The organism is Variovorax paradoxus (assembly GCF_040544635.1).
Taxonomy (GTDB): Bacteria; Pseudomonadota; Gammaproteobacteria; order Burkholderiales; family Burkholderiaceae_C; genus Variovorax; species Variovorax paradoxus_R.
Genome location: NZ_JBEPKJ010000008.1, coordinates 1 through 13,611, shown reverse-complemented (window position 1 = coordinate 13,611; position 13,611 = coordinate 1). Strand labels below are relative to the sequence as shown.

Below are 13,611 nucleotides of genomic sequence, written 5' to 3'. Positions count from 1 at the left end.
GAGTGAACGCCATGAAAAGCCCCCTGACACCGAAGAACCCGTTCAAGCGAGCCGATATGAGAAAGCTTCCGAAGCGTCTCGCCCTTGCGGGCGCTGTCACCGCCGCCTGCATGGCCGTGGGTCTTGCCGCGGCCCAGGAAACCGCCGTGCGCGGCCGCATGCTCGACCATGCAGCAGCCGACCCGCGCGCCGTGGATATCGACGGCGCGCGTCACCTGCCGCGCAGCGGCGAGCGCGAACTGCCCAAGGCGACCTTCTTGCTCGGCGATGTACGCGAGCCGACGGCAACCCCGGCGGCCGTTGCCGCATCGGCCGCAGCTGCAGCCACGGAGCGCAGCGAAGCCGAGACCCCGCAGTTCGCATCGGGCTCCGATCTTCTGGCCGCAGCGGACCGGGCCGAGCTCGACCGCATCGCCAAGCAGGTCAAGGGCCGCGATAGGCTGCGCTTCGAGATCGTGGGCCATACCGACGCACAGCCGCTGAGCGCCAGGTCTCGCGAGCGCTTTGCCGACAACCACGCGCTGGGCCTGGCACGTGCGCAGCAGGTGGCGCGCTATCTCACGCAGCGCCTCGGCCTGCCCGAGTTGGCTGCGGCGGCAAGCTCCCGCGGCCCTGACGAACCCGTTGCAGCGCCTGCCTCCGATCCCGTCAACTGGCCCGCCAACCGGCGCGTCGAAGTGCGCGTGTACTGGACCGATGCGGCGCCCGTTGCAGCGAGTGCTCCCGCCGCGGCGCCGGCCGAGCCCGGCGTGTGCCGCACCTTCACCGCCATCGGCACCGACGATGCGCCGCTGCGCCTGAGCGTGGACGGACAGTTGCTCGACGGCAAGGGCGCCGCGGCGCCGGGCGGGGAAGGCGCCACCAGCGCCGACCGCCAGCGCTGCGTGGACGTGCAGCTCGAGCGCAACCAGCTGCGCCTGCAATACGACAACCTTTCGCAACCGCGCCGCCTGAGCGCATCCGCCTGGCCCACCACCGTGGTGGCCGGCGACACCGTGCGTTTTGCGGGCTACAGCAACTACCTGCTGTTTACCGCCAAGGCCGAGCTGCGCATCTTCACGGCTAACGACGTGATGCAGCGCCGCCTGCTCGCCACGTTGCCGCTCGACACCGCGATGCGCGGCGAATGGCAGGTGCCCGCGGGCCTGCTCGACCGCCTGGCGGACGGCGCGAGCGGCAAGCTCTACTACCGCTTGCGCGTGTACGACAGGCAAGGGCGGTTCGACGAGACCGACGATCTTTCGCTCACCGTGGCCGAGCGTCACGCGCCCGAAACGACCACGCCCGACCCGGCGCGTGAGCTGCTGCGTGCCTACGGCCAGAACAACATCGCCATTGCCAACATTCCGCTGGCGGCCGGCACCGTCACCGCCAGCGGCGCGGCCATTCGCCCCGGCGAGAAAGTGCGCGCGCTCGGCTTTGCGGTGCCGGTGGACGACAGCGGCCGCTTCGTGTTTCAGCAGCTCGTGCCGCGCCGCGTGCAGACCGGCGAGATTGCTGTCACCGATGCACAGGGCGCCACGCGCTCTTACCGCCGCGACTTCGACCTGCCCGCAAGCGACTGGTTCTTCGTGGGGCAGGCCGACCTGACTGTCGGAAGCAACAGCGTGAGCGGCCCGGCCGCGATCATGACCAACGACAAGAACCGCTACGGCGGTGGCGGCTGGAGCGAAGGCCGCATCGCGGGCTATGCCAAGGGCCAGCTCAACGACCGCTGGACGCTCACGGCCAGCGTCGACACCGAGGAGCGTCCGCTCAAGGACCTGTTCCGCAACCTCGACCGCAAGGACCCGACCTCGCTGTTCCGCCGCTTCGACCCCGAGGATTCGTGGACCACTTTCGGCGACGACTCCACCACCATCGAGGATGCGCCTACGCAGGGCCGCTTCTACCTGCGCGTGGACGACGGCCGCTCGCAGGCGATGTGGGGCAACTTCAAGCTCAACTTCGGCGACACCGAACTCACCCGCGTAAGCCGCGGCCTCTATGGTTTCCATGGCCGGTACCTGGGCGACGAGTCGACCTCGTTCGGCGAGGCGCGCCTGAAGGTCGATACCTTCGCGGCTGAGCCGGGCACGCTGGCGGCGCGCGAGGAATTCCGCGGCACCGGCGGCTCGCTGTACTACCTGCGCAACCAGGACATCACGCGCGGCGCCGAGCGCGTGAACATCGAAATCCGCGACCGCGACTCCGGCTTTGTGCTCAAGCGCACGCAGCTCGTGCCCAGCTCCGACTACGAGATCGACTACCTGCAGGGCCGCGTGCTGCTCTCCGCGCCGCTGCCCAGCCTGTCGGACGACGGCTCGCTGGTGCGTGCCGGCGGCCTCACGGGCATGCCGACCTTCCTGGTGGTGGACTACGAATACACGCCGATCGCAAGCTCGCTGGACACGCTCGCCATTGGCGGACGCGTGTCGTGGTGGGCCAACGACCACGTGGGCGTCGGCGTGACCGCGTCGCGGCAAGACCAGATCGGCGCGGACCAGCGGCTGGCGGGTGCGGACATCACGCTGCGAAAGACCGAGACCACCTACCTCAAGGGCGAGTTCGCGCGCAGCAAGGGCCCGGGCACCGCCCAACTCGACTCGCTCGATGGCGGCTTCAGCTTCAGCGGTCGCAGCGGCGCCCTGGGCACGACCTTGGGCAACGGTCCCACCGGCAATGCGAACGCATGGCGCCTCGAAGGCCAGGCCGACCTGGCCGACTTCGAAATGAAGGGCGGCGGCCGCATCAGCGCCTATGCACAGTCGCGCGATGCCGGCTTCTCGGCACCGGGCCAGTACGCCAGCAACGCCACGCGCCAGGTCGGCTTGTCGGCCGCGGTGCCTTTCGGCGAGAAGGGCGAGGGCGGCGAGCTGCGCCTGAAGGCCGACCGACGCGATGAACGCGACGGCTACAACAGCAGCGTGCTCGATGCCCAATACGGCCTGCGCCTGTCGCCCGACTGGAAGCTGGGCCTTGGCATGCGCTACGACGACAAGACCGGCGACTCGCTCATCACCAGCCCTTCGCTGCCCAGCACGCAAGCGGTTTCGGGCGAGCGCGCCGATGCTGCCGTGCAGCTGGAATACACCGGCAACGACCGCTGGAGCCTCTACGGCTTTGCGCAGAAGACGCTGCGGCGCACCGGCACGCGGCTGGAGAACGACCGGCTGGGCTTTGGCGGGCGCTACCGCGTCAGCGACAAGCTCGCACTGCGCGGCGAACTCTCGACCGGTGACGGCGGGCTGGCGGGCAAGGCCGGTGTCGACTACCAGTTCGACGACCGTTCCAACCTCTACATGACCTATGTGGCGGACACCGGCCGCACCGACGAGAACCTCATCGGCCGCGGCGGTAGCCTGGTAACCGGCGTGCGCTCGCGCGTGGCCGACGGGCTCACCATGTTCACCGAGCACCGCCATGCCACCGGCACGCAGCCGGGCCTTACGCATGCCTACGGCGTGCAGTACGCGCCCGACACCAACTGGACGCTGGGCGTCAACTTCGAGAACGGCTGGGTCGGCGCCGAAACGCTGGGCGCCACGCGCCGCGAAGCAGTGGCGCTCACCGCCGGCTATTCGAGCGAGCGCCTCAAGTACAGCGGCGGCCTCGAGTACCGCAAGGACCGAACCACGGCGGAAGCGCGCACCAGCTGGCTCGTGAAGAACTCGTTCTCGTGGAAGGTGAACGACGACGCGCGCTGGGTCGGCAAGTTCAACTGGGCCGACAGCGACAGCAGCACCGGTGCATTGGCCGCGGCCAAGTACACGGAGGCGATGCTCGGCTACGCACTGCGCCCGGCGCTGGACGACCGTCTCAACCTGCTCTTCAAGTACACCTACCTGTACGACTTGTCTTCGCCGGGCCAGGTGGTGTCGGCGGGTGGGCTCGATTCGAGCCTGGGCGCCGTGTCGACCACGGGCATCGACTACCAGCAGCGCAGCCACGTCTTCGCGATCGACGCCACCTACGACATCAACGAGCGCTGGACCGTCGGCGGCAAGTACGCATGGCGCCGTGGCGAACTGCGCGCGAGCCGCGACAACTCGTCGCCGTGGTTCAAGAGCTCGGCCGAACTGGCGGTGCTGCGCGTCGACTGGAAGCTGGTGCGCAACTGGGACTGGATGGTCGAGTGGCGCTCGCTGCGCGCCAAGGAACTCAAGGACCGCAAGAGCGGCTGGGTCACGGCCGCCTACTACCACGTGAACGAGAACCTCAAGGTGGGCGTGGGCTACAACTTCACCGACTACTCCGACAACCTGACCGACATGAGCTATCGCAGCAAGGGGTGGTTCCTGAACGTGCTCGGAAAGTTCTGAAGCGGACGAGAGCACGGAAGAACGATGCATGCGCGAACGACATGAATCCGACCTGATCGTGCTCTTGGTCGGCATCGCAGAGGCGCTCGTCACACGAGGCCACTTGCTGACACCTTCTCCTTCCATCTAGGGTCTTGGAGGTGTTTTGAACTCTATCTTTGATGCTCTGTAAAGTGATGGGCAGTTTTCGCAACTCTATTAGTTTGTTTTGAACTCCACCCGCCTCGACCTCACCCGCTTCGATGCCGCCATCGTCGATCTCGACGGCACCATGGTCGATACGCTCGGCGACTTCGCCGTGTCGCTGAACCACATGCTCGACGACCTTTCGCTGCCGGCGGTGCCGTCAGCCGCCATCGAAAAAATGGTGGGCAAGGGCTCGGAGCACCTGATTCTTTCCGCGCTCGTGCATGTGATGGCGCCGGTCGGCGGCGCAGCTTCGGCCGCCGGGGCGGATGCGCTGCACGCACGGGCGCAAGCGCTTTTCGACCGGGCCTGGGAGCGCTACCAGCATCACTACCTGGCCATCAACGGGCAGCACTCGGCGGTCTATCCCGGCGTGGACGGGGGGCTGAAGGCGCTGCGGGCGCGCGGCCTGCGCCTGGCTTGCCTTACCAACAAACCGACCTCGTTCGCGAAGCCGCTGCTGGCCGCGAAAGGGCTCGATGGATTCTTCGAATTCGCATTCGGCGGCGATGCTTTCGCGCGCAAGAAACCGGACCCGCTGCCGCTATGGAAGACCTGCGAGGCGCTTGGTACCGCTCCCGCACGCACGCTGATGATTGGCGATTCGAGCAACGACGCCAAGGCCGCGCGCGCCGCCGGCTGTCCGGTGGTGCTCGTGACCTACGGCTACAACCACGGCGAGCCGGTGCGCGGCGTCGATGCCGACGGCTTCCTGGACTCGCTGGCCGAACTGGATCGCACGGCTGCCTGAGGCCCGAGAGAAAGAAGGGAGAAGGGCGGGGCGCTTGCCGGCTTACTGCTTCCCGAGCAGCGCGTCCTTGAGTTTCCAGTCCGCCGGCACCGGGCCGAGCCAGATGCGCAGCAGCGCGTTGAAGAACGCCTGCTCCTTGATCGGGTCGGGCTGCGGCACGCCGCGCACGGTAATCAGCGTGCCGGTGCCGGGCAGCCAGTCGATGGTGAAGGTGTCGCCGGCCTTGAGCTGCTTCTGGTCGGAAAACATCTGCCCCATGCGCAGCAGCCCCGGAATGAGATTGACCATTTCGGTCTTGGGCGAGTTTTCTTCCACGCCCTTGGTGAAGAGCTTGCCGAGTTCGTTGGCCTCGATGTCGCGCAGCATCGTGATGGCCACGCGCTTGGGACCCGGCGCCGCCAGCGCCTCTTCCGGCGTGGAGACTTTCTTTCCCACGTAGAAGCCGGCGGTGTACACCTTGAAGACGGCCTTGTAGCGCACCCCCGCGCCGTTGAGCTGCAGGGTGCTGCCGCGCAGGTCGAGGGTGTCGTTCAGCTTGACGCCGGCAACGTCGACCTGTGCGGCCGAAGCACCGAGTGCGGTGGCGGCGCAGGCCAGCACGGCAAGGCGGGAGAGCAGGGACGGGAGCGAAAGGGCAGGCAAGTGGATCTCCTCGATTTGCGAACGATCGTTCGAATGTATCTTTTCGTTTTACTCCCGGCCCTCGGGGGAACCCTGAAGCCGTGCGTTGCACGCGGCGGCGTTTTCGTGGGCTAAACTCCACGCTCCATGTTCGTTCATCACATCATTCAAACAGGTGAAGGCAGCCGGGGAGCCTGGCCCTGGCGTAGCCATACATCGCTGACTGTTTGATTGCACGGCGCACGCCGTGCGCCCGCGGTACCGGATCGCTGCAGACTCCGGACCACCAGTGAATGACCTTGCCACCGGCCCAAGAAGCGCCGGCAGGCAACTGGAGAACGAATCCGTGATCACCGAACTTGAATTCAAGAGCCTCAGCGCCCAGGGCTACAACCGCATTCCGCTGATGGCCGAGGCCTTTGCAGACCTCGAAACGCCTCTTTCCCTCTATCTCAAGCTGGCTCATTCGCAAGGCGGCGGCAAGCACAGCTTCCTGCTCGAATCGGTGGTGGGCGGCGAGCGCTTCGGGCGCTACAGCTTCATCGGCCTGCCTGCCCGCACGCTGCTGCGCGCCAGCGGTTTCGGTGCCGATGCGGTGACCGAAGTGGTGACCGACGGGCAAGTGGTGGAGACCGCTTCCGGCAACCCGCTCGACTTCATTGCCGAATACCAGAAGCGCTTCAAGGTGGCGCTGCGGCCGGGCCTGCCGCGCTTCTGCGGCGGCCTTGCGGGCTACTTCGGCTACGACACGGTGCGCCACATCGAGCGCAAGCTCGAAAAAAGCTGCCCGCCCGACACGCTGGGCTGCCCCGACATCCTGCTGCTGCAGTGCGAAGAGCTCGCCGTCATCGACAACCTGTCGGGCAAGCTGTACCTCATTGTCTATGCCGATCCGAAGCAGCCCGAGGCCTATGCGGCAGGCAAGCGCCGCCTGCGCGAGCTGAAGGAAAAGCTCAAGTACTCGGTGAGCGCGCCCGTCGTGAAGCCCACGCAGCCGCATCCGCCCGAGCGCAGTTTTGCCAAGGCCGACTACCTCGCGGCCGTGGAGCGCGCCAAGGAAATGATCGCCGCCGGCGACTTCATGCAGGTGCAGGTGGGGCAGCGCATCAGCAAGCGGTATACCGAGTCGCCGCTGTCGCTGTACCGCGCGCTGCGCTCGCTCAACCCGTCGCCCTACATGTATTACTACCACCTGGGCGATTTCCATGTGGTGGGCGCTTCGCCGGAAATCCTGGTGCGCCAGGAAAACACGGGCGATGGCGAGCAGAAGATCACCATCCGCCCGCTGGCCGGCACGCGCCCGCGCGGCGCTTCGCTGGAGCTCGACAAGGCGGCCGAGGAAGAACTCATCAACGACCCGAAGGAGCGCGCCGAGCACGTGATGCTGATCGACCTTGCGCGCAACGACATCGGCCGCATCGCCAAGACCGGTACCGTGAAGGTGACCGAGGCCTTCGCGGTGGAGCGCTACAGCCACGTGATGCACATCGTGAGCAATGTCGAAGGCACGCTGAAAGACGGCATGACCGCCATCGACGTGCTCAAGGCCACATTCCCGGCCGGCACGCTCACCGGCGCGCCCAAGGTGCATGCGATGGAGCTCATCGACCAGCTGGAGCCCACCAAGCGCGGCCTTTACGGCGGCGCCTGCGGCTACATCAGCTACGCGGGCGACATGGACGTGGCCATTGCCATTCGCACCGGCATCGTGAAAGACCAGATGCTGCACGTGCAGGCCGCGGCCGGCGTGGTCGCCGACTCGGTGCCCGAGCTGGAATGGAAAGAAACAGAGGCCAAGGCGCGCGCACTGCTGCGCGCCGCCGAACTGGTCGAGGAAGGCCTGGAATGAGCAACGTACCCGACATTCAGAACGATTTTTCGCATGAAATCATCGGTGCCGCCGTCGAGGTTCAGCGCGTGCTCGGCACGGGCCTGAGCGAAGACGCCTACGCCGCGGCGCTGGCCATCGAACTCGCCGAGCGCGAGATCGGCTTCACGCAGGGCGTGGCGCTGTCGGCCAGCTACAAGGGCCGTTCGCTCGGCGAGGTGTACCGCGCGGGCTTCGTGGTCGAGCAGTCGGTCATCGTGGAGCTCAAGGCGGTTGACGTGCTGACCGACCTGCACCGCGCGCAGGTGCTCGCCGCGCTGCGGCTCTCGGGCCTCAAGCTGGGCCTTCTGATCAACTTCAACGTGTTCCCCGTCGTCAAGGGCGTGCACCGGATTGTGAGCAAGCCATGAAACTGCTGATGATCGACAACTACGATTCGTTCACCTACAACATCGTCCAGTACCTGGGCGAGCTGGGTGCGGATGTGCAGGTACACCGCAACGACGAGATCACCGTGGCGCAGATCGGCGAGCTGATCGCCTCGGGCGTGACGCGGCTCGTGGTGTCGCCGGGGCCTTGCTCGCCGGCGGAGGCGGGCGTGTCGGTGGCGGCCATCGAGGCCTTCGCGGGCAAGCTGCCGATTCTTGGCGTGTGCCTCGGCCACCAAGCCATCGGCGCAGCCTTCGGCGGCAAGATCATTCGCGCGCAACAACTCATGCATGGCAAGACCAGCGAGATCACGACGACCCAGGAGGGCGTGTTCGCGGGGCTGCCGGAGAAATTCATCGTCAACCGGTATCACTCGCTCTCGATCGAGCGCGAGAGCTGCCCGAAGGAATTGGCCATCACCGCGTGGACCGACGACGGCGAGATCATGGGCGTGCGGCACACCGGTTTTGCGCATGACGTGCGCATCGAAGGCGTGCAGTTCCACCCGGAATCGATCCTCACCGAGCATGGCCACGCGATGCTCAAGAACTTCCTGGACTGACCCGCCATGACAGACCGCTCCTCCATCGTCGATCTGCGCAGCGACACCGTCACGCAACCCACCCCGGCAATGCGCGAGGCCATGATGGCAGCGCCGCTCGGCGACGACGTCTTCGGCACCGATCCGACCGTGAACGCGTTGCAGGAAAAGATCGCCGCGCTGCTGGGTTTCGAGGCGGCGCTGTTCGTGCCGACCGGCACGCAGAGCAATCTGTGCGCCATTCTTTCGCACTGCGGGCGGGGTGACGAATACATTGTCGGCCAGCAGGCGCATTGCTACCGCTGGGAGGGCGGCGGTGCCGCGGTGTTCGGCAGCGTGCAGCCGCAGCCTCTCGACCACGCGCCCGACGGCACGCTGCCGCTCGCGCAGATCGAGGCGGCCATCAAGCCCGACGACGCGCACTTCGCGCGTACGAAGTTGCTGGCGCTGGAGAACACGCTGGGCGGCAAGCTGCTGCCTTTCGAGTACGTGCAGGCTGCGACCGACCTGGCAAAGAGCAAGGGGCTGCAGCGGCATCTGGACGGGGCGCGTCTCTTCAATGCCGCCACCGCACAGGCTGCGTTGAACAAGCGCAGCGACATCCGTGCCGAGGCGCGCCGCATCGCGCAGTGCTTCGACAGCGTGTCGGTCTGCTTCAGCAAGGGCCTGGGTGCGCCCGTCGGTTCGGCACTGGCCGGCTCGCGCGAGTTCATCGCGCGGGCGCATCGCATCCGCAAGATGGCGGGCGGCGGCATGCGTCAGGCGGGGCTTCTTGCGGCGGCCGCATCGCACGCGCTCGACCATCACATCGACCGGCTTGCCGACGACCACGCACTGGCCCAGCGCCTCGCGCAGGGGCTCGAGGGCATCGAGGGGCTGAAGGTCGAGGCACCGCACACCAACATCGTGTTCGTCGATCTGAACGGTGCGGCGCAGGCGCGTTCGCCGGAGCTGCTGGCGCACCTGAACCAGCAGGGCATTCTCGCAACGGGGCTGTATCGGCTGCGCTTCGTGACGCATCTCGATGTGGATGCAGCGGGCGTGGACCGCGCCGTCGCCGCCATCCGCGGCCTCTTCAACGCCTGAGGCAGAGGAGCCCGCGATGCCCGATCTTCCGCATCTGCTCGCTTTCATTGCCGCAGGCTGGCTGCTGAACCTGACGCCGGGGCCCGATGTGCTCTACATCGTGACGAATTCGCTGCGGTCGGGCGTACGCGCCGGCATCGTGGGCGGGTTCGGCGTTCTCACCGGCTGCTTCGTTCATATCTTCGCGGCCGCCATCGGCGTCGGCACGCTGCTGGCCACCTCGGCGGCGGCCTTTGCCGTGCTCAAGTATGTCGGCGCGGCCTACCTGCTGTACCTCGGCGTGCGCATGGTGCTGTCGCGCGCCAGGCCGCCAGCCGATCTGCAAGAGGTCGCCGCGGCGTCCGGTGAGCGCCGGCTCAAGGACATCTTTCTGGGCGGTTTCTGGACCAATGTGCTGAACCCCAAGGTGGCCTTGTTCTTCCTGGCCTTCGTGCCGCAGTTCATCGCGCCCGGCGCCGACAACAAGAGCCTGTACTTCGTTCTGCTGGGCGTGCTGTTCAATCTCAATTCCATTCCCGTCATCGTGGGATGGGCTGCGTTCGCGGGCTGGATGGCGCGGCGCAGTGCCGTGCAGAAGGGCATGCACTGGCTCGATCGCGCGGCAGGCGTGCTGTTCATCGGCTTCGGCCTCAAGCTTGCATTCACGGACGCGCCGGTCGGCCGCGCCGGCCACTGAAAACACCGAGGAGACTTTCCATGATCACCCCCCAGGAAGCGCTGCAGCGCACCATCGAGCACCGCGAGGTGTTCCACGACGAGATGCTCCACATCGTGCGGCTGATCATGAGCGGCGAGTGCTCGCCGGTGATGATGGCGGCGCTGATTACCGGTTTGCGCGTCAAGAAGGAAACCATCGGCGAGATCACCGCGGCTGCGCAGGTGATGCGCGAGGTATCGACCAAGGTGCCGGTGAAGGACACCACGCACCTGGTCGACATCGTCGGCACCGGCGGCGACGGTTCGCACACCTTCAACATCTCGACCTGCTCGATGTTCGTCGCGGCCGCGGCGGGCGCCAAGGTGAGCAAGCACGGCGGGCGCAGCGTGTCGAGCAAGTCGGGCAGCGCCGACGTGCTGGAGTCGCTGGGCGTCAACATCAACCTGCAGCCGGAGCAGATCGCGCGCTCCATCGAGCAGGTGGGCATCGGCTTCATGTTCGCGCCGAACCATCATCCGGCCATGAAGAATGTCGCGCCGGTGCGCAAGGAGCTCGGCATCAAGACGATCTTCAACATCCTCGGCCCGCTGACCAATCCGGCGGGCGCGCCGAACATCTTGATGGGCGTGTTCCACCCCGACCTCGTGGGCATCCAGGTGCGCGCGCTGCAGCGGCTGGGCACCGAGCACGCCATGGTGGTGTACGGCCGCGACGGCATGGACGAAATCTCGCTCGGCGCGGCCACGATGGTGGGCGAGCTCAAGGATGGCGAAATCCGCGAGTACGAACTGCACCCCGAAGATTTCGGCTTTGCCATGTCGAGCAACCGCGTGCTGCGCGTGGAAACGCCCGAGCAGTCGAAGGCCATGCTGCTGGGGGTGCTCGACAATCAGGCCGGCGCGGCGCTGGACATCGTGCTGCTCAACGCTGGCGCGGCCTTGTATGCCGCCAATGTGGTCGATTCGATAGCCGTGGGCATCGAGCGCGCGCGCGAAGCCGTTGCATCGGGCGCGGCGCGGGCCAAGCTGGCCGAACTGGTCAAGGCCTCCACAACGGTTTGAAGAACCGCTAAAGACAGACAGGCAGGAAAACAGAACATGTCCGACATCCTCGACAAGATCATTGCGGTCAAGCGGCAGGAAATTGCTGCGGCGCAGAAAAAAAGCCCGCTCGAAACCGTGCGCTTCGACGCCGAGAGCCGCGTGCTGACGCGCGATTTCGAAGGCGCCCTGCGCGCCAAGATCGCCGCCGGCCAGGCCGCGGTGATTGCCGAGGTCAAGAAGGCCAGCCCGAGCAAGGGCGTGCTGCGCGAAGACTTCATTCCGGCCGATATCGCGCAGAGCTATGCGGAGGGTGACGGCGAAATCAGCGCCGCCTGTCTGTCGGTGCTGACCGACAAGCAGTTTTTCCAGGGCGGTGTCGACTACCTCAAGCAGGCACGCGCGTCGTGCGAGCTGCCGGTGCTGCGCAAGGACTTCATCGTCGACCCCTACCAGGTGTACGAATCGCGTGCGATGGGCGCCGATGCCATCCTGTTGATTGCGGCATGCCTCGACGATGCGCAGATGAAAGACTATGAAGCCATTGCGCGTGGGCTGGGCATGGCGGTGCTGGTCGAAGTGCACGACGAGGCAGAACTCGACCGCGCGCTCAAGCTCAAGACGCCGCTCATCGGTGTGAACAACCGCAATTTGCGCAACTTCGAGGTGTCGATCCAGGCCACCATCGATCTGCTGCCCCGCTTGCCGGCCGACCGGTTGGCCGTTACCGAGTCGGGCATTGCCACGCGCGAAGACGTGGCCACCCTGCGCGCGGCGGGCGTTCATGCCTTTCTGGTCGGCGAGGCCTTCATGCGTGCCAAGGAACCCGGCGAGGCGCTCGCTGCATTGTTCAAATGAGCCGGCCGGATCAGTTGTCGAGCGGCGATCCCGCCGACTGGCCTGTGGCGCCGGGCTGGCAGCCGCTGGTCGACGAATTTTTCGGCGGCATCGTGGGGCAGAAGCTGCTGAGTTTCCTGCGCGAGCGCCTTGACGCGGGTGCCGTGATCTTTCCGCCGCAACCGCTGCGGGCACTGGAATTGACGCCGCCCGAAGACGTGCGCGTCGTGATCCTCGGCCAGGACCCGTACCACGGGCGCGGCCAGGCGGAGGGGCTCGCTTTCTCCGTCGCTCCCGGCGTGGCGCTGCCGCCGTCGCTGCGCAACATCTTCAAGGAGCTCCAGCGCGACCTTGGAACGCCTCCGCCTCCGTTTCCGAACCCGGGCGGCAGCTTGGTGAAATGGGCAACCCACGGCGTGCTGCTGCTCAACACCTGCCTCACGGTGGAAGAGGGGCAGCCGGCCAGCCATTCGGGACGCGGCTGGGAAGTACTGACCGATGCGGTCATCCGCCACGTATCCGACGGTGCAAAACCTGTTGTTTTTATGCTTTGGGGCTCGCATGCCCAAAGTAAGCGCGCGTTGATCGACGTTAAGCGCCACAAGGTGCTGATGTCGAATCATCCGTCGCCGCTTTCCGCGTTGCGCCCGCCCGTGCCCTTCATCGGCTGCGGGCATTTCGGCGAGGCCCGTGCCTGGCGGGAGGCGTACCAGTCGGGCGGCTGAATTCGCGGATAATGCGCGAGGTCCTCGCCTCGTGCATTTCCCGCGTCTTCTTGGTGCTGGAGGTTCTGTGAAGTCACAAAACCGTGCTATATTTCGAGGTTCGCCGGAGAGGTGGCCGAGTGGTTAATGGCAGCAGACTGTAAATCTGCCCTCTTACGAGTACGCTGGTTCGAATCCAGCCCTCTCCACCAGCGATGAATTTGGTTTCTAAGAGCGATTGGATCTAGCGCTTTGGGTGCCTTTGAGTGCCCCCGAATGCGGGAGTAGTTCAATGGTAGAACCCCAGCCTTCCAAGCTGATGACGCGGGTTCGATTCCCGTCTCCCGCTCCAGAGACCCGGTTCGACGCCGGAAGCGATTGGTTAGACAAAGCCCTTTTGGCTCAGTGGTAGAGCACTCCCTTGGTAAGGGAGAGGTCGCGGGTCCGATTCCCGCAAAGGGCACCAGTTTTTGGGGGTTGCAACGGCAGGTTTGCAACCCATCTGCATACGTTGAAATCGTTTTTTTCGGAGTCGAAAAATGGCAAAAGGTAAATTCACCCGCACCAAGCCGCACGTGAACGTGGGCACGATCGGTCACGTTGACCACGGCAAGACCACGCTGACGGCG

Annotated in this window: 12 protein-coding genes and 3 tRNA genes; 14 read left to right on the top strand and 1 reads right to left on the bottom strand. The window is 66.0% G+C overall.

Annotation, left to right across the window (positions count from 1 at the left end; all coding sequences use genetic code 11):
• Nucleotides 1-11 precede the first annotated feature (11 nt).
• Both ABIC94_RS14740 and gph read left to right on the top strand, forming a co-directional pair.
• Nucleotides 12-4,301 (top strand): OmpA family protein, encoded by a 4,290-nt coding sequence (locus ABIC94_RS14740; RefSeq protein WP_354373747.1) that lies wholly within the window; start codon nt 12-14, stop codon nt 4,299-4,301.
• 208 nt (nt 4,302-4,509) lie between these two features.
• Nucleotides 4,510-5,238 carry a phosphoglycolate phosphatase gene (gene gph / locus ABIC94_RS14735; protein ID WP_354373746.1) on the top strand — a complete coding sequence of 243 codons (729 nt, stop codon included), beginning with the start codon at nt 4,510-4,512 and terminating at the stop codon, nt 5,236-5,238.
• A 42-nt stretch (nt 5,239-5,280) separates the two neighbouring features.
• Here the strand turns inward: gph and ABIC94_RS14730 are convergent, their stop codons facing one another.
• Nucleotides 5,281-5,880 (bottom strand): chalcone isomerase family protein, encoded by a 600-nt coding sequence (locus ABIC94_RS14730; RefSeq protein ID WP_354373745.1) that lies wholly within the window; start codon nt 5,878-5,880, stop codon nt 5,281-5,283.
• Between the two features lie 325 nt (nt 5,881-6,205).
• Here ABIC94_RS14730 and trpE point away from each other — a divergent pair, with 325 nt between their 5' ends.
• From trpE to ABIC94_RS14670, 12 genes are all read left to right on the top strand, one after another.
• Nucleotides 6,206-7,708 carry an anthranilate synthase component I gene (trpE, locus tag ABIC94_RS14725; protein WP_354373744.1) on the top strand — a complete coding sequence of 501 codons (1,503 nt, stop codon included), beginning with the start codon at nt 6,206-6,208 and terminating at the stop codon, nt 7,706-7,708.
• Nucleotides 7,705-8,097: a GxxExxY protein gene (locus tag ABIC94_RS14720; RefSeq protein WP_354373743.1), complete on the top strand. Its 393-nt coding sequence runs from the start codon at nt 7,705-7,707 to the stop codon at nt 8,095-8,097. Before trpE ends, ABIC94_RS14720 begins: the two co-directional genes overlap by 4 nt.
• Complete coding sequence (locus ABIC94_RS14715) at nt 8,094-8,678, top strand: aminodeoxychorismate/anthranilate synthase component II (protein ID WP_354373742.1); 585 nt, start codon at nt 8,094-8,096, stop codon at nt 8,676-8,678. Before ABIC94_RS14720 ends, ABIC94_RS14715 begins: the two co-directional genes overlap by 4 nt.
• Nucleotides 8,679-8,684: 6 nt before the next feature.
• The gene (gene ltaE / locus ABIC94_RS14710; protein WP_354373741.1) at nt 8,685-9,743 is read left to right on the top strand and encodes a low-specificity L-threonine aldolase; all 1,059 of its coding nucleotides are present in this window, start codon (nt 8,685-8,687) and stop codon (nt 9,741-9,743) included.
• 16 nt (nt 9,744-9,759) lie between these two features.
• On the top strand, nt 9,760-10,419 hold the full coding sequence (locus ABIC94_RS14705; RefSeq protein ID WP_354373740.1) for a LysE family translocator: 660 nt from the start codon (nt 9,760-9,762) through the stop codon (nt 10,417-10,419).
• A gap of 20 nt (nt 10,420-10,439) precedes the next feature.
• Entirely contained in the window at nt 10,440-11,462 is a 1,023-nt protein-coding gene (gene trpD, locus ABIC94_RS14700; protein ID WP_354373739.1) for an anthranilate phosphoribosyltransferase, read from the top strand.
• 36 nt (nt 11,463-11,498) lie between these two features.
• Nucleotides 11,499-12,299 carry an indole-3-glycerol phosphate synthase TrpC gene (gene trpC, locus ABIC94_RS14695; RefSeq protein ID WP_354373738.1) on the top strand — a complete coding sequence of 267 codons (801 nt, stop codon included), beginning with the start codon at nt 11,499-11,501 and terminating at the stop codon, nt 12,297-12,299.
• Entirely contained in the window at nt 12,296-13,003 is a 708-nt protein-coding gene (locus ABIC94_RS14690) for a uracil-DNA glycosylase (RefSeq protein ID WP_354373737.1), read from the top strand. The genes trpC and ABIC94_RS14690 overlap by 4 nt, the downstream gene beginning before the upstream one ends.
• A 105-nt stretch (nt 13,004-13,108) precedes the next feature.
• Nucleotides 13,109-13,194, top strand: a tRNA-Tyr gene (locus ABIC94_RS14685).
• Between the two features lie 66 nt (nt 13,195-13,260).
• Nucleotides 13,261-13,334 (top strand) — tRNA-Gly (locus ABIC94_RS14680).
• A gap of 39 nt (nt 13,335-13,373) precedes the next feature.
• A tRNA-Thr gene (locus tag ABIC94_RS14675) sits at nt 13,374-13,448 on the top strand.
• A 73-nt stretch (nt 13,449-13,521) separates the two neighbouring features.
• Nucleotides 13,522-13,611, top strand: a 90-nt coding sequence (locus tag ABIC94_RS14670) for a GTP-binding protein (protein ID WP_038111923.1), incomplete at its 3' end; no start/stop codon positions are given.

Bases quoted from the DNA above. Each gene is read 5' to 3' on its own strand.
- trpD (WP_354373739.1), top strand. From the start codon at position 10,440: ATGATCACCCCCCAGGAAGCGCTGCAGCGCACCATCGAGCACCGCGAG.
- ltaE (WP_354373741.1), top strand. From the start codon at position 8,685: ATGACAGACCGCTCCTCCATCGTCGATCTGCGCAGCGACACCGTCACG.
- ABIC94_RS14690 (WP_354373737.1), top strand. From the start codon at position 12,296: ATGAGCCGGCCGGATCAGTTGTCGAGCGGCGATCCCGCCGACTGGCCT.
- trpC (WP_354373738.1), top strand. From the start codon at position 11,499: ATGTCCGACATCCTCGACAAGATCATTGCGGTCAAGCGGCAGGAAATT.
- ABIC94_RS14720 (WP_354373743.1), top strand. From the start codon at position 7,705: ATGAGCAACGTACCCGACATTCAGAACGATTTTTCGCATGAAATCATC.
- ABIC94_RS14740 (WP_354373747.1), top strand. From the start codon at position 12: ATGAAAAGCCCCCTGACACCGAAGAACCCGTTCAAGCGAGCCGATATG.
- ABIC94_RS14705 (WP_354373740.1), top strand. From the start codon at position 9,760: ATGCCCGATCTTCCGCATCTGCTCGCTTTCATTGCCGCAGGCTGGCTG.
- ABIC94_RS14715 (WP_354373742.1), top strand. From the start codon at position 8,094: ATGAAACTGCTGATGATCGACAACTACGATTCGTTCACCTACAACATC.